The 18,017-nt window shown below is 70.5% G+C and carries 22 protein-coding genes and 1 pseudogene; 7 read left to right on the top strand and 16 right to left on the bottom strand.

The features are described 5' to 3' along the window. Positions 1–91: 91 nt before the first annotated feature. Complete coding sequence (locus AW273_RS21030; RefSeq protein WP_062350446.1) at positions 92–610, top strand: D-glycero-alpha-D-manno-heptose-1,7-bisphosphate 7-phosphatase; 519 nt, start codon at positions 92–94, stop codon at positions 608–610. Positions 611–663: 53 nt separating this feature from the next. Beyond that, positions 664–1,197: pseudogene (locus AW273_RS39360) on the top strand (hemerythrin domain-containing protein); the annotation flags it as partial. Positions 1,198–1,218: 21 nt separating this feature from the next. Here the strand turns inward: AW273_RS39360 and AW273_RS21020 are convergent. Further along, the gene (locus AW273_RS21020) at positions 1,219–1,851 is read right to left on the bottom strand and encodes a class I SAM-dependent methyltransferase (RefSeq protein ID WP_062350441.1); all 633 of its coding nucleotides are present in this window, start codon (positions 1,849–1,851) and stop codon (positions 1,219–1,221) included. 77 nt (positions 1,852–1,928) lie between these two features. Between AW273_RS21020 and AW273_RS21015 the strand changes: the two genes are divergently transcribed. Further along, positions 1,929–2,612, top strand: coding sequence for a CAP domain-containing protein (locus AW273_RS21015; RefSeq protein ID WP_157555997.1), 684 nt, complete (start codon positions 1,929–1,931; stop codon positions 2,610–2,612). Here AW273_RS21015 and AW273_RS21010 read toward each other — a convergent pair whose 3' ends face one another. Next, complete coding sequence (locus tag AW273_RS21010; protein ID WP_062350433.1) at positions 2,613–3,350, bottom strand: VOC family protein; 738 nt, start codon at positions 3,348–3,350, stop codon at positions 2,613–2,615. A gap of 105 nt (positions 3,351–3,455) precedes the next feature. Here AW273_RS21010 and AW273_RS21005 point away from each other — a divergent pair, with 105 nt between their 5' ends. Continuing rightward, entirely contained in the window at positions 3,456–4,064 is a 609-nt protein-coding gene (locus AW273_RS21005; RefSeq protein WP_198168266.1) for a 2'-5' RNA ligase family protein, read from the top strand. A gap of 64 nt (positions 4,065–4,128) precedes the next feature. Next, on the top strand, positions 4,129–4,362 hold the full coding sequence (locus AW273_RS21000) for a DUF3040 domain-containing protein (protein ID WP_083949909.1): 234 nt from the start codon (positions 4,129–4,131) through the stop codon (positions 4,360–4,362). Positions 4,363–4,374: 12 nt separating this feature from the next. Here the strand turns inward: AW273_RS21000 and AW273_RS20995 are convergent, their stop codons facing one another. From AW273_RS20995 to AW273_RS20930, 14 genes are all read right to left on the bottom strand, one after another. Next, positions 4,375–5,070, bottom strand: coding sequence for a siderophore-interacting protein (locus tag AW273_RS20995; RefSeq protein WP_063910050.1), 696 nt, complete (start codon positions 5,068–5,070; stop codon positions 4,375–4,377). A gap of 17 nt (positions 5,071–5,087) precedes the next feature. Continuing rightward, the gene (locus tag AW273_RS20990; RefSeq protein WP_062350422.1) at positions 5,088–6,158 is read right to left on the bottom strand and encodes a VWA domain-containing protein; all 1,071 of its coding nucleotides are present in this window, start codon (positions 6,156–6,158) and stop codon (positions 5,088–5,090) included. Then, on the bottom strand, positions 6,158–7,120 hold the full coding sequence (locus AW273_RS20985; RefSeq protein WP_062350420.1) for a VWA domain-containing protein: 963 nt from the start codon (positions 7,118–7,120) through the stop codon (positions 6,158–6,160). Before AW273_RS20985 ends, AW273_RS20990 begins: the two co-directional genes overlap by 1 nt. Then, positions 7,117–7,977, bottom strand: coding sequence for a DUF58 domain-containing protein (locus tag AW273_RS20980; RefSeq protein ID WP_062350417.1), 861 nt, complete (start codon positions 7,975–7,977; stop codon positions 7,117–7,119). The genes AW273_RS20985 and AW273_RS20980 overlap by 4 nt, the downstream gene beginning before the upstream one ends. A gap of 3 nt (positions 7,978–7,980) precedes the next feature. After that, on the bottom strand, positions 7,981–8,973 hold the full coding sequence (locus AW273_RS20975; protein WP_062350404.1) for an AAA family ATPase: 993 nt from the start codon (positions 8,971–8,973) through the stop codon (positions 7,981–7,983). A 16-nt stretch (positions 8,974–8,989) separates the two neighbouring features. Then, positions 8,990–9,736 (bottom strand): S1C family serine protease, encoded by a 747-nt coding sequence (locus AW273_RS20970; protein WP_062350401.1) that lies wholly within the window; start codon positions 9,734–9,736, stop codon positions 8,990–8,992. 66 nt (positions 9,737–9,802) lie between these two features. Next, positions 9,803–10,108: a winged helix-turn-helix domain-containing protein gene (locus AW273_RS20965; RefSeq protein ID WP_062350398.1), complete on the bottom strand. Its 306-nt coding sequence runs from the start codon at positions 10,106–10,108 to the stop codon at positions 9,803–9,805. Then, entirely contained in the window at positions 10,105–10,518 is a 414-nt protein-coding gene (locus AW273_RS20960) for a hypothetical protein (protein WP_062350394.1), read from the bottom strand. The genes AW273_RS20965 and AW273_RS20960 overlap by 4 nt, the downstream gene beginning before the upstream one ends. Positions 10,519–10,572: 54 nt before the next feature. Next, positions 10,573–11,172 carry an HNH endonuclease family protein gene (locus tag AW273_RS20955; protein ID WP_062350391.1) on the bottom strand — a complete coding sequence of 200 codons (600 nt, stop codon included), beginning with the start codon at positions 11,170–11,172 and terminating at the stop codon, positions 10,573–10,575. 34 nt (positions 11,173–11,206) lie between these two features. After that, complete coding sequence (locus tag AW273_RS20950) at positions 11,207–11,629, bottom strand: VOC family protein (RefSeq protein ID WP_062350388.1); 423 nt, start codon at positions 11,627–11,629, stop codon at positions 11,207–11,209. Between the two features lie 10 nt (positions 11,630–11,639). Further along, positions 11,640–12,065 carry a helix-turn-helix transcriptional regulator gene (locus AW273_RS20945; protein ID WP_232327526.1) on the bottom strand — a complete coding sequence of 142 codons (426 nt, stop codon included), beginning with the start codon at positions 12,063–12,065 and terminating at the stop codon, positions 11,640–11,642. Positions 12,066–12,069: 4 nt separating this feature from the next. Continuing rightward, entirely contained in the window at positions 12,070–13,014 is a 945-nt protein-coding gene (locus tag AW273_RS20940; RefSeq protein ID WP_062350385.1) for a M56 family metallopeptidase, read from the bottom strand. Further along, positions 13,011–13,364, bottom strand: a complete 354-nt coding sequence (locus AW273_RS20935) for a BlaI/MecI/CopY family transcriptional regulator (protein WP_062350381.1) — start codon at positions 13,362–13,364, stop codon at positions 13,011–13,013. The genes AW273_RS20940 and AW273_RS20935 overlap by 4 nt, the downstream gene beginning before the upstream one ends. 27 nt (positions 13,365–13,391) lie before the next feature. Continuing rightward, on the bottom strand, positions 13,392–14,000 hold the full coding sequence (locus AW273_RS20930) for a dihydrofolate reductase family protein (protein WP_062350377.1): 609 nt from the start codon (positions 13,998–14,000) through the stop codon (positions 13,392–13,394). 155 nt (positions 14,001–14,155) lie between these two features. On the opposite strand from AW273_RS20930, the gene asnB reads away from it, so the two are divergent. After that, positions 14,156–15,994 carry an asparagine synthase (glutamine-hydrolyzing) gene (gene asnB, locus AW273_RS20925; RefSeq protein ID WP_062350374.1) on the top strand — a complete coding sequence of 613 codons (1,839 nt, stop codon included), beginning with the start codon at positions 14,156–14,158 and terminating at the stop codon, positions 15,992–15,994. A 72-nt stretch (positions 15,995–16,066) separates the two neighbouring features. Then, complete coding sequence (locus AW273_RS20920) at positions 16,067–18,010, top strand: ATP-binding protein (protein ID WP_063910043.1); 1,944 nt, start codon at positions 16,067–16,069, stop codon at positions 18,008–18,010. Positions 18,011–18,017 lie beyond the last annotated feature (7 nt).

The following is an 18,017-nucleotide window of genomic DNA, read 5'->3' as shown; positions in this document are numbered from 1 at the left end:
CTCCGAGTAGCGCTTCACCAGCGTCTGAAACGACCGCACCTGGTTTGGCGGCGTTGACATTTCCGGCCTGGGTCACGGGTAGCGCGAGATCATGCGCGCGATTCTGTTCGACCGGGATGGGACCCTGATTGTCGACCTCCCCTACAACAACGACGCCAAACGTGTGATCCCGATGCCCGGCGCGCGGGCCGCCCTCGACCGCCTGCGAGAGGCGGGGGTCCCGATCGGGGTGATCACCAACCAGTCGGGGGTGGCCAGGGGCCTCATCACTCTCCGTGAACTTTCCGAAGTCAACGATCGAGTGGAGGAACTCCTCGGCCCGTTCGACGTGTGGGAGGTCTGCGTCCACGACGACGCCGACGGTTGCCCCTGCCGGAAACCGGCGCCGGGCATGGTCCTGTCGGCCGCGCGGCGGCTGGGCGTGCCGCCGTCCGACTGCGTGGTGATCGGCGACATCGGCCGCGACATGGAGGCCGCGCGGGCCGCCGGGGCGCGGGGCATCCTCGTGCCCACGGCCGTCACCAAGATCGGCGAGATCAGGGCGGCCGAACGGGTCGCCCCCGATCTTCCGGCCGCGGTCGAGGCGGCGCTCGCTTTTCAACCGCCGTGAGAGGGGCAGCGGTGCTGCCCGTGACCGAGCCTCTTCGGAACTCTGGAGGCGAGATGAGCCAGACCGTCATCGACCTGATCCTGGCCGACCACCGCGACGTGGAGCAGCTCTTCGAGAGGCTCAGGAAGGAGCGGGAGAACCGGCCCGCCCTGGTGGCCGAACTGGCCGCCAAGTTCGTCGCGCACGCCCGGGCCGAGGAGACCCACGTCTACTCCGCGCTGGCCCAGGCCGCGCCGAGCGAACGGGGCGAGGTCCACCACGGCACCCAGGAACATCACGAGGCCGAGGAACTGCTGGCCGCGCTGATGGCGGCCGACCCCGACAAGGCGGAGTTCACATCGGTTCTGGAGCAGATGGAGAAGGCCGTCGAGCACCACGTCGAGGAGGAGGAGAGCGACATCCTCCCCGCGCTGGCCAAGGCCGTGCCGGGCGAGAAGCTGGTCCGGCTGGGCCGGACCTTCAGCCAGGCCAAGGCGGAGGAACTGGCCAAGGCGCCGAAGCCGCGCGTCCGCACCAAGGAAGAATTGCTGGAACAGGCCAAGGAGAAGAACATCGAGGGCTACGGCTCGATGACCAAAGACGAACTCTTGGCCGCACTGGCGGCTGACTCAGCCCGCGGGCTTCTCCCAGGTCAGGAGGTAGCGCCAGAAGACGAGCCGCCGCACCCGCGCGCCGGGGAGCAGCGCGGCGGCCTCGCGGGCGACCTCACGGGTGGTGAGCGGCGGGTTCAGGACCATGGGCATGGCCGCGTGGGCGGCGTCCTTGGCGAACCCGCCGCCGCCGTTCAGCAGCCGTCTCGTCAGGAACACCGCGCCGAGCGCCCGCTGCCCGGCCGCCGCGGCGAGTTCGACGGGCAGTTCCCTGAGGAGGTCCCGCCGGGGCAACGAGATCGCGGCCAGCACCCCGCCGGGCCGCAGAGCCGCCGCCAGGACGGGCAGCACCTCCCGCAGCGGCATGTGGTGCAGGGCGCAGATCGAGAAGATCGCGTCGTAGTCCTTGCCCGGCAGCGGGTCGGTCAGCACGTCGCCGAGAGTCCAGGTGACGTTGCCGAGGTCGCGCCGGGCGGCCTCCCCGATCATCTCCGGGGAGCGGTCGAGGCCGTCCACCCACGTCGCGCGCCGGGCCAGCTCGGCGGCGAAGGCCCCGGAGCCGCAGCCGACGTCGAGCACCCGCTGAGGGCCCGGCGGCAGGTGGCGGAGCAGAAGCCGGTGGTAGTAGGCGTTGTGATCCCAGTCGAGCACAACCTGAGGTTAGCCCGGCACGATTGAGTAAAGGACTACTCAAGCCTCCGGCAAGCACCCCGGCGCACCATCGGCGCATGAAAAGCCTCGTCCTCCTCGGCGCACCCGCTCTGGTGGCCGCCGCACTCGCCTTCCCCGCCTCGGCGACCACCTCGGCCGCCTGCCCCGACGCCGACCTCGTCTACCGGGAGAAGTCGGCCTTCCCCGACACCGCCAGAGGCCGCTACGACCACCACATGCAGACCAGCAAGATCGAGCAGTCGGTGTTGTGCCTGGTCAACGCCGAGCGCACCGCCCGGGGACTACAGCCGGTGAAGCGGTACGTCGGCCTCGGCGGGCGGCAGGTCGCGCTGCGCAGCGCCGCCTCCAAGGAGGTCGAGGCCGCCGTCCGGATCCGCTGGTGGGGGACGGTCGCCCAGGTCGGCGACTGCACGCCGCTCAAGTCGGACCCGTCGCGCTGCGACGTCCACATCAACCCGGAGACCGGCACCGACCCGGCCGCCCGCGCGAAGGCGGCCGGCTACTGCCGGACGAGCACCTCGTGGGCGGTCGCCGAGAACGCCTACCTCGGCTGGGGCCGCGCCTCCGTCACCCCCCGCGCGGCCGTGACCTGGTGGATGGGCAGCCCGCCGCACCGCGCGACCATCCTGACGCCGGGCTACACGGAGATGTACACGCGGGCCGCCTACGGCAGCGCGGATCCCTCGGTGTCGGCCACTCCGGCGATGACCTACGTGCAGATGTTCGGCCGCTGTGGCTGACTAGGGGTTCAGGACGCAGAACTCGTGGCCCTCCGGGTCGGTCAGGCACGACCACTCGACCTCGCCCTGGCCGAGGTCGAGGTCGGCGGCCCCGAGCCCCCGCAGCCTGGCCACCTCCGCCGCCCTGTCGTCACCAGGGGAGGGCAGCAGGTCGAGGTGGACGCGGTCGGGCGCGGTCTTCGGCTCGGGCGTGCGGAAGAAGCCGAGACAGGGCCCGGTGCCCGTGGCGGAGCGCAGCGTCGCGTGGTCGCCGGTCACCCGATGGACGGTCCAGCCGAGCGCCTCCCCCCAGAACCGGGCCATGGCGCGCGGATCGGCGCAGTCGACGACGACGGCGGCGATCGGGCCGGTGTCGCGGTGGACCTCCCGCGGCTCCCGGACGCAGAACTCGTTGCCCTCGGGGTCGGCGAGGACCGTCCACGGCACCTCGCCCTGGCCGATGTCGACCGGCGTCGCGCCCAGCGTCCGGAGGCGCGCGACCAGCTCGGCCTGGTGGGCGGCGGAGGTGGTGGCGAGATCGAGGTGCATCCGGTTCTTCGCCGCCGTCTTGGCTTCCGGTACGGGCACGACGTCGACCCCGACGAACACCGGGTCGGGCCACACGAGGCCGCCGGGGGGCCCGACGTAGGTGGTCACGCCGGGGCTGTAGGCGCTCCACCCGAGCGCCGCCGCCCAGAACCGGCCGACCGCCGCGGCGTCGAGGGCCTTGATGTTCACCTGCGCGGGTCGCGAAGCCATGGCGGCGATCTTACGTAGCCCCCGACTGCTTCACGGTCTGGGGCTTGACGTCCACGGGCGCGGACTATGCCGTTTGCTGAGACGCCGTGCCGCACACTGAACGGCGTGAGCGATGAAGAGCGGATGGCCGACCACTGGTGGTGGCGGCCCGGCTGGCGGGTGGGGCGGCGCGGCTACGCCTGGCACCTCACCTTCCGCGACGCCGCCGACGTGCACCGACTCGCCGCCGTCTACCGGCAGGGGCTCGCCGGGGTGCGGGAGCTCGACCCGGTGCCCGACGCGTCGCTGCACCTGACCATGCAGCAGGTCGGGTTCGTCGACGAGGTCACCGACGACCAGGTGAAGGCGATGGTCGAGGCCGCCAGGCGGCGTCTCGCGGTGTTGCCCGCCTTCGACCTCGAACTGGCCCGGCCGGTCATCACCCGTGAGGCGGTGCGCTGGGACCCGGTTCCGGTCGCGCCCGTGGTGGCGGTGCGGCAGGCGATCAGGCAGGCGATGGCCGAGGTGTGGCCGCAGGTGCCGGGCCGCGAGGCGGGGTTCGTCCCGCATGTCTCGATCGCCTACAGCAACGCGGCCGTCCCCTACGCCACCGTCGCCGGCGTCCTCGCGGCGATCGACGCGCCCCCGGCGCGCGCCCGCGTCGAGAAGGCCGACCTGATCGTCATCCACCGTGACCAGCGCATGTACGAGTGGACCGAACACGCCGCGGTGTGACCGGTTCCCCGGCGGATCTCGTGGGTAGCAGGGCATCCGGTTGCCCCACGAGAAGGATCAGGCCATGGGAATGTCGGCGGCTGAACAGCGCATCCTGACGGAGATCGAACACTCGCTGCGCACGAACGACCGGGCCTTCGCCACCCGGATCGACCGCATGAACGCCGCCTGCGCGCAGCCGGCCGGCCGCCGCCCCAGACGGACCGCCACGACCGGGACGGCGACGGTGCTGGTGGCGGCCGGGATCATGACCGGGATCATGGTGGCCGTGGTCGTGCTGGCCACTCTCCACATCTAGTCGAGGCCGGATCTAGTCGAGGCCGGTGCGGCCCTCGGCCCAGTACGCCTTGCCGAAGACCTTCCCCGGGCCGGGCGTCCAGCCGCCGGCCGCGCGCCTGATCGGGCCCACGGTCGCGGCGTCGCCGGTGACGACCAGGTCGTAGGCGCCCGTTCCGGCGGCGGCGAGCAGGTCGCGGCGGTCGGGGGTCTTCGGCACGACCGTCGCGGTCACCCCGAGCGCGGCCAGGACCTCGGTGTATTCGGCCGGGTCGGTGGCCTCCAGCACGTAGGTGACGCCTTCGGGCCGGGTCTGCCGGAGCACGGCGGCCAGGCCGACGCTGGTCTCGTCGCCCACGAAGACCACCTTGGACGCGGCGCCGGTCAGGTCGATGGACCGGCGGGGGCCGAACAGTTCGCAGTCGTCGCCGGGCGTCACCCGGTCGAGCCAGCGGGCCGCCGGTCCGGCGCCGTGGACGTAGGCGACCAGCGAGACCGTGCCCTCGGAGGTGTCCCACGCGAACGGGGTGTAGGTGCGCCTGATCATCGTGCCGCGGTCGGTGCGGAGCTGGACCTTGCAGCCCGGCGTCCACGACGCGGTTCGGAAACGGTCGGACCGGAGGTCGACTCTCACGAAATGCTCCGACAGCGCCGTCTTCGCGGTGACGACCGCCTGCGTGAAGAACGCGCCGCTGGCGAGGTCGGCGAGCCGTTCGGTGATCCGTGCCATGGCGCCCGACTCTAGCGTCACCGCGCCACCGGCCGGCGTCCCCGGTTCCACCACAACGACAGGCCCGCTCCGGCGAACGTCAGCAGCGTGCCGGCCAGCACGAACCAGACGGTCGTCTCGCGCTCGGCCTCGTGGAGGCCGATCTCACCGGGCAGGTCGGTCAGGACGTCGGTGAGCTGCCCGGCGTCCTCGGCCCGGAAGTACTTGCCGCCGGTCGTGTCGGCGACCTGGGTGAGGGTCTCCTCGTCGAGCTGCATGACCCGGCGGCGCAGGCCGCTGTCGTCGCCCCAACGGCCGAAGCCTCCGCCGCCGCCCCGCCAGTTGTCGCCGCTCACCTGGTCGGCGGTGCAGACCATCGCGGCCGGTTCGGTGGTGCCGAAGCCGATCGTGAAGACCCGCAGGCGGCGGGCGGCGGCCTGCTCGGCGGCGGTGATCGGGTCGACGCCGGTGGTGTTGGAGCCGTCGGTCAGCACCACGATCGTGTCGGGCTCGTAGTCGCCCCGGGCGGTCGGCGCGCTCAGGGCGACGCCGGTCTCGGTGACGTCGGTGTTGTACTCGGCGATCGTGTCGATCGAGGTGAGGATCGCCTGGCCGATCGCGGTGCCCCGGGAGGTGCGCAGGCCGTCGATGGCGTCGAGGAGCCGGTCTTTCTCGGTGGTCGGGGGGACGAGCAGGCCGGCGATGCCGGCGAAGGCGACCAGGCCGATCCGGGTGCCGTCGTCGCTCTGCTCGACGAACGCGCGGGCGGCCTCGCCGGCCGCCGACAGGCGGTTGGGCTCGACGTCGGTCGAGCACATCGAGCCCGACGCGTCCATGGCCAGGATGATGGAGGTGTTGTCGGCCGGCACCGAGACCATGGCCGTCGGGCGGGTGAGGCTGAAGCCGATCAGCAGCAGGCCCACGAGGAACAACGCGACCGGCACCCGGCGCCGCCACGCGCTGCGGCCGGGGATGGCCGCGCGGATCAGCCCGACGCTGGAGACGCCGATCGCGGAGCGTTTGCGGCGGCGGTCGAACCACCAGCGCGCCAGCAGGAGCAGCGGCACGACCAGCAGCGCGAGCAGGGCCAGTGGCCAGCTGAGCGACATCAGACGATCCTCCCGTGCCAGCGGGTGCCGAGCAGGCCGCCCAGGGTGAGCAGCAGCAACCCGGCCCCGGCGAACGGAGCGGTCAGCTCTAGGGGCTCTTTCTTCATGGTGAGCCGCAGGTCGATGGCGTCGGTCGAGGCGGCCAGCGCCTGCGCGTCGGCGGCTTCGTGGTAACGCCCGCCGGTGACCTGGGCGACCGAGGAGAGCAGTTCCGCGTCGAGCGCGGTGGCCAGGCGGAAGCCGTCGACCTCGACGGTCGAGCCCCGGGTGGTGCCCACGCCCACGGTCTGGACGCGAACTCCCGACGCCGCCGCGAGTTCGGCCGCCGCCGCGACGTCGGGGCCGCCCGTCTCCTGGCCGTCGGAGAAGACGACGATCGTCGCCTCCGGGAAGTAGCCGAGGCTCTGCGGCTGCCGCCCCTCCTCTGGCAGGGCGACCGGCTCGCCGGTGACCGTGCCGAGCCCGACGAGGATGGCGCGGCCGAGCGAGGTGCCGCCGCTCGCCCGCGCCCGGCCGATCGCGGCCAGGACCGCGCCGTGGTCGTCGGTCGGGGCCTGGGTGAGCAGCGCCTGGTCGCCGAAGAGGATGACCCCGATGTCCACCGAGGCAGGCTGCCTGTCGACGAAGCCCTTGGCGGCGGCCTGCGCGGCGGCCAGCCGGGAGGGCCGCACGTCGTCGGCCTTCATGCTGTTGGAGACGTCGAAGGCCAGCAGCACGGTGCCCGAGACGCGCGGCACGCTCACCTCGGCCTGCGGACGGGCCAGCCCGGTCAGCAGGATCGGCAGGGCGGCGAGGAGGAGGGCGTACGGGAGGTGCCGGCGCAGGCCGCCACCGGCCAGGCCGGCGAAACCGGCCGCCGCGAGGGTGGCGTTGCGCCGCCTCTGGACGGCGACGTAGGCCGCCACCGCGCCGATCGTGAGCAGCACGGCGAGCGCGAGCACGAAGGGCTGGTCGAAGGTCACCGGGCCCTCCGTCCACGCACGAGGCCGAGCAGGGTGGCCAGTAGGTCATGGTCCGTGGTGACGCGGTGGGCGTCCACGCCCGCCTTCCGCATGTCGTCGGCGAGCCGCGCCTCCCGCGCCGCGACCTGCTCCGCCAGCCGCCCGCGCAGCAGCGGGTCGCTGGAGTCGACGAGTAACTGCTCGCCGGTCTCGGCGTCCTCGACCACGATGAGGCCGAGGTCGGGCAGTTCGAGCTCCGACGGGTCGACGACGCGCACGACCACGACCTCGTGCCGGTGGGCGAGCATGCCGAGCGGCCTCTCCCAGCCGGGGTCGCCGATGAAGTCGGACATGACGACGACGAGGCTGCGCTGCCGGATCGTCGCGGTGGCCAGCCGCAGCATCCCGGCCAGGTCGGTGGTCGCCTTGGCGAACGCCGACTCCCGCATGAGGTCTCCGGCCAGGCGGAGCACCTGGTCCCGGCCGGTGCGCGGGGGGATGACGCGGTGCTCGGTGTTGTCGTACAGGATCGCGCCGACCTTGTTGCCGCCACGGGAGACGATCCGGGCGATGCTGACCGCCAGATCGGTGGCGGCCTCGGTCTTCCCGGCCCGCATCGAGGCCGAGCGGTCGACGACGAGCCAGGCGGTCATCTCCCGGTCTTCGGTGTAGAGGCGCACGAAGGGCTCGTCGAGCCGCGCGGTGACGTTCCAGTCGATGTGCCGCACGTCGTCTTCCGGCAGGTAGCCGCGCAGGTCGGTGAAGTCGATGCCGGCGCCGCGCCACACCGTGCGGTAGGCGCCCTGGAGCCGGCCGTCGAGCCGTCTGCTCAGCCGCCACTCCAGGCGGCGCAGCAGCCGGTCGGGCGGGGTGGCCATCGCTCAGCGTCCCCGGCCGGCCGGCCTCGGCACCGGCAGGTTGGCCAGGATCTTCGACAGGATCAGGTCGGCCGTCACGTCGTCGGACAGGGCCTCGTAGGACAGGACCAGCCGGTGCCGGAAGACGTCGAGGGCGAGGTCGATCAGGTCCTCCGGCACGACGTACTCCCGCCCCCGGATGTGGGCGAGCGCGCGGCCCGCGAGCACCAGGTTGATCGACGCGCGCGGGCTCGCGCCGTAGGTGACGTATCGGGCCAGGTCGTGCTGGCCGACGCGGGCGGGGTCGCGGGTGGCGTGGGCGAGCTGGACGGAGTATTCGATCAGCGAGGGGTCGACGTAGACCTGGTCGGCCTCCTGCTGGAGGTCCTTCAGGTTCTCGGGTTCGATGATCTTCTGGATGGCGGCCGTGCGGGTGAGGGCCCGCTCGACGACCACGAACTCCTCGGTCGTGCTCGGGTAGCCGACCAGGACCTTCATCATGAACCGGTCGACCTGCGCCTCCGGCAGCGGATAGACGCCCTCGTTCTCGATCGGGTTCTGGGTGGCCATGACCAGGAACGGGTTCGGCACCCGGTGGGTGTCGCGGCCGATGGTGACCTGGCGTTCCTGCATGACCTCCAGCAGGGCGCTCTGCACCTTCGCCGGGGCCCGGTTGATCTCGTCGGCCAGCAGCAGGTTGGTGAACACGGGCCCGAGCTGGACCTGGAACTCGCCGCTCGGCTGGTGGTAGACGCGGGTGCCGACGATGTCGGCGGGCACCAGGTCGGGGGTGAACTGCACCCGCCGGAAGTCGCCGCCCATCGCCTCGGCCAGCGACTTCACGGCCAGCGTCTTGGCGAGGCCGGGCACGCCCTCGACGAGGATGTGTCCCCGCGCCAGCAGCGCCACGAGCATGCGTTCCAGGAGGGCGTCCTGGCCGACGATGGTCTTCTTGACCTCGTACAGGAGCTTCTCGATCGGGCCGGACGGTACGTTGCCGGGGTCGTTCCAACTCACGGGGGAGGGTCCTTCCTCACAGGGGCGGGGCCGGGCCGTCGCCGAGCGCGGTGCCGACGGGCATGGCGAAGCCGATCCCGATGAACGTGCCGGCGTCGGTGGGGTTCGCGAGAGAGACGACGATGCCGATCACCTGGCCTCGGTCGTTGACGAGCGGGCCGCCGGAACTGCCCGGGTTGACCGTCGCGTCGAACTGGATGTGCCCCTCGGTGCCCGCGACCTCGCGGTCCAGGCCCGAGACCACACCGCTGCTGGTGCTGAAGGTGAGCCCGAGCGGGTTGCCGATCGCGACGACGCCGTCGCCGACCTCGGCCCCGCCGCCGAGCGTGGCGGGCACGAGCGTGCCGGGGAGCCTCTCCGGCCGGAGGGTCGCGACGTCCTTCTCCGGATCGCTGGCCGCGACCTTGGCCGGGGTCCGGCTGCCGTCGGTGTAGGCGACCTCGATGGACGAGGCCCCGGCCACCACGTGGGCGGCGGTGAGGATGGTGCCGTCGGCGTTGGCGATGACGCCGGTGCCGATGGCCGAGGTGGTCATGCTGGAATGGTCGGAGCCGTCACGCTTGGTCTCGATGCGGACGACCGACGGGAGAAGCGTCCGGTAGACCTCGGCGGCGGATAACGGGGTGTCGGCGGGGGACGGTGACGGGCTCGGGGCGGCGGCTTCCGGCACGTCGCCTCCGCGGAAGAGGACCACCGCGGTGATCACCACGGCCCAGACCACGGCGGCCGCGACGAGCAACCATGACTTCGGCCCTTTGGTCATGATTTGACGGTACGTGCGAGTCCTGAAAACTTCCTTAAAGGGCGCCCTTGGGGTGTCTGATCGTTTTCACGGCATCCCGGCGCCGTCGGCGATCGCCTTCAACGCGGCCAGATGACGCGCGAACGCCGCGCGCCCCTCGGGGGTGAGCTTGAGCCAGGTGCGCGGACGCTTGCCCAGGTAGCCCTTGACGACCTCGACGTATCCGGCCTTCTCCAGCGTGGTGACCTGCTTCGACAGGGTGGGATCGGTGACCTCGACGGCGTCGCGCACGAACGCGAACTCGACCTCCTCGGCCGCCGCCAGCACGGCGACGATGGACATCCGGACCGGCGAGTGGATGACCTCGTCGAGATCGTGGCGGGGATGGGTCACGCGGCTCGGCTCTCCACATAGGCACCGACGAGGAACGGGGTCGCCACGGCCGCCGCGCCGACGAGCGCGACCACGGGATCGCCGCGCCAGCCGGCCAGCGCGAGGACGAGCACGTAGACGACGTGCAGCATCATCCCAGCTCCCAGCGAGACGGAGTAGCGGCGGAGATAACCGTGCGGCTTGACGCTCTGCCGGTTCGCGTACCAGCCCACCCACATCGCGCAGATCGCGGCCCACGAAGCGGGCACGAACGTCCAGGCGCCGGACGTGAACGCCGTCGTGAACTCGGTCGCGAACAACACGCCGCCCAGCGCGAGCAGGACGGTCACGGGCCACCTGCCCGCGGTGCGCACCGTCTCCCGGTGCGCCTCGGCCGCCCGCAGGACGGCGGCCGCCTCATCTCGATCCATGGGTTCGATGATGGCAACTACTTTCCAAGTTGGCAAGTACTTGCCGGTCTTGTGTCAGCAGGTGTCGAGCATGGTCCGGAGGGCCGACTTCTCCCTCGGGGTGACCGACAGGTCGTAGTGGTGTTTCACGGTGATCCAGTGACGGGCGTACGCGCACCAGTACGCCCGTACCGGAGGTCGCCAGTTGGCCGGGCTGTGGCCACCCTTGGCCAGGTTGGCCGACTCGCTCACCACGAGCAGTTCGGGCCGGGTCAGGTCGTGGGCGAAGGCGTGCCGCCGGGCCGGGCTCCAGCGCCACGCCCCCGAGATCCACGCGTTGGCGAGCGGCACCACGTGGTCGACGTCGATCTGTGCGGTGTTCGTCAGGGTCCGGTCGTCGTAGGGGCTGAGCCAACGCCCTTCCGCGCCGCCGCACTCCTCGCCGGTGCCGGGCGATCGGTCACTGCGCAGCAGGACACGCTGGCGGGTGTCGCAACCCTCGGCTCCGTCGCGCCGCCAGCCGGTCATGAACTTCGAGCGCTCGTAGCGGGCGAGGATCAGGGCGCTGGCGGGCTTCACGTGCAGCCGCTCCAGCGCGGTGCGGGCCGGGAGTGTTCCGGCCGAGGCCGGCAGGGTGGCGGAGAGGAGCAGGGCGGTCATGAGAGCGGCGGTCATGACCCTGGCGATACCCCGTGATTACACTCAGTAGTCAGTCGAGCCGGTCGCGGCGCTGGGTGAAGGAGAACCACGTCCCGGAGTCGTCGCGGAAGATGGCCTCCGTGCCATAGGGGCGTTCGACCGGTTCCTGGAGGAACTCCACGCCGCGTGCCTTCAGGGCGGCGTAGTCGGCGTGGATGTCGTCGGTGGAGAAGACCCCGGCGCCCAGAACGCCCTTCGCGATCAGGGTCTTCAGCGCCTCGGCCGACTCGGGGTCGAGGGCGGGCGGGCCGGGGACCATGAGCGTGATCTCGACGTCGGGCTGGTCTTCGGCGCCGACGGTGAGCCAGCGCAGCCCGCCCTCGCCCATGACCACGTCGGAGCGGACCTCCAGGCCCAGTTTCTCGGTGTAGAACGCCTTGGCCCGCTCGTGGTCGAGGACCCAGACGTTCGCTATGGACAGTCCTTTAATCATGGTGTCGAGGCTAGTCAGCGGCCTGCGGACCGGGCTTCTCCTGGATTGCGGTCTTGAAGGCGCCGTGCCAGAGCAGCGTGTAGCAGCCGGGGACCATCGCGGTTCCGGCGTGCCGGGACCGGTATTCGCCGGGCGTCAGGCCGGTCTCCTTCTTGAACGTCGCGGAGAAGGACCCGAGGCTGGCGAACCCGACCAGGGCGCAGATCTCGGTGACCGACAGGTTGGCCGTGCGCAGCAGGTTCTCGGCCCGTTCGATCCGGCGGCGGCTCAGGTATTGGCCGGGGGTCAGGCCGTAGACGGCCCTGAAGAGACGGACGAAGTGGTAGCGCGAGTAGCCGGCGTGGGCGGCGACCGCGTCGAGGTCGAGCGGGGCGGCCCAGTCGCGGTCCATGGCGTCTTTGGCCAGGCGGACCTGCCGCAACTGATCGAGCCGCACTACTTCAGTTGTCCGGTACGCAGGTGAGCAGGTCGGCCGACGGGTGGCAGTCCCACCACAACCACGGCGCGACCAGCACGGCCACCGGCCCGCTGAGCACCAGCAGCGCCGACGAGTAGGCCAGCACCGACACCCACCACACCGCCCGACGGCCGCGGGCCAGCAGGCGGCGGACCCGCTCGACCACCCCGGCGTCGGCGACGCCCAGCCCGCCGGCGGGGGCCGGGGCCGTCATCGCGACCAGGGCGTGGGCCAGCGGGATCGGGTCGCGGGCGTGGTCGTCGGCGATCATCTCCAGCAGCACCGCCACGGCCTGCCGGGCGGTGCGGGCGAACGGCAACCAGGCGAACGCCTTGGCCAGCGCCACGAACGGCAGCAGCACCAGGTCGTGGCGGCCCCTCGCGTGGGCCCGTTCGTGTCTCAGCACGGCCTGGAGCTCGGCCGCCGACAACGAGTCGACGGCCCCCTGGCTGAGCACCACCCGGCCGCCCGCCCCCGGCACGCAGTAGGCGAGGCGGCGGGCGCTCGGGAGGACGTACACGTCGGAATCGGGGAGGTGCTCCGCCGCCACGTCGACCAGCAGCCGCTGGCGGCGTCGTTCGGCCAGCGCCACCAGCGCCGCCTTCACCGTGTGGGCCGCCAGCCAGACCAGCACCCCGGCCGACCAGGCCAGCGCGGCGAACTCGGCCCAGCCCAGGCCGTGGAAGCCGTGGCCCCACGCCAGTTGGCGGACGAACGTGTGCATGCCGTGCGGGAAGACCGCGTCGAGCGGGGCGACCGCCGCGACCAGCCCGGCGGTGACCGCGCCGAGCCCGGCCGACAGGGCGACGGCCTGCCAGAGCGCCAGCGCCGCCCGGGGGTGCCGCCACGCCCATTCGGCCTTCGCCAGCCGTGCCGCGAAGCTCATCGGCAGCAGCGCGACCAGGGCGGACAGCAACCACGGGGTCATCGGGCGTCCCTCGCGTCGAGGGCCTCGCGCAGGGCGGCGGCGACCTCGGGGGAGACCGTGCCGACGAACCGCTGCACGGCACCTTCGAGGTCGCCGGCCTCGTCGAGCGCGGCCCGCATCGCCTCGGCGACGACGGCGTCCTTGTCGACGGCGGCCCGGTAGAGGTGGGCGCGGCCGACCCGCTCGCGGGAGACCAGGCCCTTGTGCGTCAGCCGCACCAGTACGGTCAGGACCGTGGTGATCGCCGGCTTGGACGGCAACCTCGCCGTCAGGTCGTGGGCGAAGACCCCGTCGGGGTGTTCCCACAGGGCGTCCATGATCGAGCGCTCAAGAGTGCCCAGCCGTGCCATGCCCTACAGAGTACGCAAACCGGGTCTCTAGGCGGGGCCGCCGTCACCGGATCGGCGCACGCGGTAGCGCAGGTGCGTGACTCCGGCGCCCTCGACCACCCTGACCGGCCCCTCGAACTGGACGGGCGCGATGCCCAGGTCCGCGAACAGCGGGGTGCCGCCGCCGAGCAGCACCGGGACGAGTTCCACGCCGACCTCGTCGATCAGGCCGGCCTCCAGCGCCTGGCGGGCCATCTGGCCGCCGTTCACCACGACGTCCCTGCCGCCCGCGATCTCCTTCGCCTTCGCCACGGCCGCCTCGATGCCCTCGTCGACGAACACGAAGTTCGGCCGCTCCTCCGGGACGCGGTGCGTCAGCACGACCACCGGGACGCCCATCGGATGCGTGCCGCCCCACGCGTCGGTCATGTCGTAGAGGTGGCGGCCGACGACCAGGGCGCCGATGCCGCCGTGCTCCTCGGCCATCAGGTCGGCGCTGGCGCGCGACAGGCGCAGCGGAGGGACGTTCGGGCTCGCGCCCACGACCTCGACGTCGCCGTTGCCGTACCACTGGAACAGCAGGTCGAAGCCGCTCTCGCCGGGGCCGGCGATGAAGCCGTCGAGGGACATCGTGCCGCCGGTGATGACCTTGCTCATCTTTGGTGTCTCCTTCGGATTCTTGGTCTTCCGTCAACGCGTCGTCCGGGTTGCCGTGGTTTCGACATCAGGGCTCCAAAAAACTTTTATCCGGGCATATCGAGCCCCCGAGCGTGGGTTGCCACAGGTGTGCAAGCGATTGGGGGATCGGGAGCATGTGTGGAATCACCGGCTGGGTGGACTACGAGCGTGATCTGACGGGAGCACGGGAGATCGCGCAGGCCATGACCGACACGATGAGCTGTCGGGGGCCCGACGACGAGGGGCTCTGGCTCTCTCCGCACGCCGCGATCGGGCACCGGCGTCTCGCCATCATCGACCTCGCCGGAGGACGGCAGCCGATGGTCGCCGAGGACGACGGACGCGAGCTGGCGGTGCTCACCTACAGCGGTGAGGTCTACAACTTCCAGGAACTCCGCGACGAATTGGTCTCGCGGGGGCACACGTTCCGGACGTACAGCGACACCGAAGTCCTCCTGCACGCCTACCTGGAGTGGGGCGAGGACCTCGCCGACCACCTGAACGGCATGTTCGCGTTCGCCGTCTGGGACACCCGCGCCGAGCAGCTCATCCTGGTCCGCGACCGGATGGGGATCAAGCCGCTCTACTACTACCCGACGCACGACGGGGTGCTGTTCGGCTCGGAGCCGAAGGCGATCCTGGCCAACCCGATGGCCGAGCGGGTCGTCGACGCCGACGGGCTGCGCGAGATGCTCGCGTTCGTGAAGACGCCGGAGATGGCGATCTTCAAGGGCATGTACGAGGTCCGCCCCGGCCAGATCGTCAAGATCCGCCGGGAGGGCATCACCAAGCGCCGCTACTGGCGGCTCACCTCGTACGAGCACACCGACGACATCGCGGCCACCGTGCTGAACGTCCGGGGGCTGCTCGACGACATCATCGCCCGCCAGCTCATCAGCGACGTGCCGCTGTGCACGCTGCTGTCGGGCGGGCTCGACTCCAGCGCCGTCACCGCGCTGGCCGCGCACGACCTGAAGGCGCAGGGCCTCGGCAGGGTCCGGTCGTTCTCGGTCGACTTCACCGGCTACACCGAGAACTTCAAGCCCGACGCCGCCCGGTCGACTCCCGACGGGCCCTACGCCCACGACCTGGTGCGGCACGTCGGGTCGGACCACACCGACATCGTGCTCGACTCGGCCGACCTCATCGACCCCGCCGTCAGGGCGGCGGTGTTGCGCGCCCGCGACCTGCCGGTCGGCATGGGCGACATGGACACCTCGCTCTACCTGCTGTTCCGCGCGATCCGCAGCCACTCGACGGTGGCCCTGTCGGGCGAGTCGGCCGACGAGGTCTTCGGCGGCTACCAGTGGTTCCACGACCCCAGGGCGGTCAACGCCGACACCTTCCCGTGGCTGGCCGTCGGCGACGTCGTGGGCCAGGTGAACCTGGATCTGGTCGACCAGGACCTGCTGCGGCTGCTCGACATCCCCGGCTACCAGGCCGACAGCTACCACGACGCGATGGCCGAGGTGCCACGCGTGCCCGGCGAGACCGGGCTGCAGGCGCGGATGCGGGAGATCAGCTACTTCAACCTCACCCGGTTCGTGCAGATGCTGCTCGACCGCAAGGACCGCATGAGCATGGCCGTCGGGCTGGAGGTCCGCGTGCCCTTCTGCGACCACCGCCTCGTCACCTACGTCTTCAACGCGCCCTGGGCGATGAAGACGTTCGACGGCCGGGAGAAGAGCCTGCTGCGGGCGGCCTGCGCGGACATCCTGCCCGACTCGATCCTGCGCCGGGTCAAGTCGCCCTACCCCTCGACCCAGGACCCGTCGTACGGGGTCGCGCTCCGCGACGCCGCACGCGACCTGCTGCGCGGCGACTACCTGCCGAGCCAGGAGGTCATGGACCTCGTCGACGCCCGCAGGATGGTGAGCCGAACCGACGGCGAGCCGCTGCCGAGGCCGCCGCTGGAGCGCCTGCTCCAACTCGACGCCTGGCTGAAGGACTACGACGTCAAGGTGAGCGTCTGACATTTGCCGCATAAGCGCCGGGCCTGTCGTGAACCCGTACGACAAACGGTTGTGCCTGCGAGAATCCTTGGCATGTCACGCGTAACCGTTCGACTCGGGCGAGATCATCTGGCAGGTCAGATCAGGTCCGCTGTTCATGGGCTGGCCGAGCTCATCTGGAACGCCTTGGACGCAGATGCGACAGTCGTCGACATCACGGTTGACCGCGACTCGGCTGACATCATCTGTTCCGTGCTTGTCGAAGACGACGGGCATGGCATGACCCAGGTCGAAGCGGAGCGAGACTTCGGCGCGCTCGGCGAATCATGGAAACCGAAGGCTGTCGTCTCCAGAAACCGGAAGCGCGCCCTGCACGGAAGCCAGGGCAAGGGCCGTTATGCGGCGTTCGGGATCGGCGACACGGTCGTCTGGAAGTCCGTGGCTACCCACGAGGGTGCCGGCAATTTTGAGATCGCAATAACGGGTGTACGCGAGAGATTGGATGAATTCGAGGTCTCATCGCCGATCGCGGTGGTGGCCGAGACGGGCACCCGCGTATCGATCGACAGACTGGGGGCTGCGGCGAGCCTTGCACTTGAGCGCCCTGGTGTTCTCACCTACCTGACGACGACATTCGCTCTCTATCTGGAGTCCTATCCGCTCCGGATCACATGGCAAGGGCTGTTGGTGGCCCCCCGGGATCTGCAGGAGATTCGCAAGGAATACCCGCTTTCTCTGCCTGGCGCCGGAGCGGCGACCCTCGTGGTGATCGAATGGCGGAAGAAGGTGCGGCGGCTGCTCTATCTCTGTGATGCCAACGGACAGGCGTTGCACGAGATGCAGCCCAATGTTCAGGCACCCGGCTTTGACTTCACGGCCTACGTGCGCTGGGACGGGTTTCGCCATATCGGCCATGACATCCTGCTGGCAGACATGGAGCACGAAGCCACCGCCTCCATCGTTCAAGCAGCGCGGGATACGCTGAAAGCTCACTTCAGGGCCCGTGTCGACGAGAAACGCCAGCAGATGGTCACACGCTGGAAGGCCGAGCAGAGCTATCCCTTCTCCGGGCCACCGGCCGATTCCATCGAGGAACGCGAACGGGAACTGTTCGACGTCGTGGCGTTGAGCGCTGCCAAACCTCTTGAGTCATCGGACAGGCAGGCACGGCGACTGGCTCTTCGTCTTCTGAAAGAAGCTCTGGAGACGAAGCCCACGAATCTGAAATCCGTCCTGTCGGATGTCCTTGAGCTGTCAGACGAACAGGTGAGCGACCTGGCCCATCTGCTGCAGCGCGCTCCACTGACATCGGTGATCGTGTCCGCCCGCACAATCGCCGACCGACTGAACTTCCTGGATGGCTTGGACGCGCTTCTCTTCGACGCGGAGCCCAGGCGGCAGACCCTTGAACGACGACAACTCCACCGAATTCTCGCCGAAGAGACCTGGTTGTTCGGTGAGGAGTACGCATTGACCGGCGACGACGATCGTCTGCTTGTCGTACTCCGGAAGCATCTTGCCGCCCTTGGTGAGGACGTAGAGCTTGCCGGAGACGAGCCGATCACTCGCCTCGACGGGACCGAGGCGATTCCGGATCTCGTTCTGTCGCGTCCGCTGAAGAATCGGGACAACCGGCTGGAGCATCTGGTGGTCGAATTGAAGCGGCCCAAGGTGAAGATCGGGCGTGCCGAACTTCAGCAGATCGAAGACTACGCGTTCGCCGTTGCCCAGGACGAACGCTTCAACCAACCCAATGTCCATTGGGAGTTCTGGATCATCGGCAACGAACTGGACGACTATGTGCGTGAGGAAGCGACTTCGCCAGACCGCCCCGTCGGGGTGGTGAAACAGACGAAACGCTACCGCGTGATCGCCAAGACCTGGGCCGAGGCGATCACTGACGCGAAGCATCGCTTGAAGTTCGTCGCCGACAGTCTCCAGCACCGATCGAGCAGAGACGAGGGGATCGAATACCTCCGCCGGGTGCATGCCCGACTTCTGCCTCCGGCGCTGCGGGAACCTGAGGTGCGTCCCTGAAGCGCCC

It is taken from the genome of Herbidospora yilanensis, assembly GCF_001570565.1.
In the GTDB taxonomy this organism is placed as follows: Bacteria; Actinomycetota; Actinomycetes; order Streptosporangiales; family Streptosporangiaceae; genus Herbidospora; species Herbidospora yilanensis.
The sequence above is the reverse complement of the archived record's forward strand: the minus strand, read 5'-3'. Positions and strand labels throughout refer to the sequence as shown.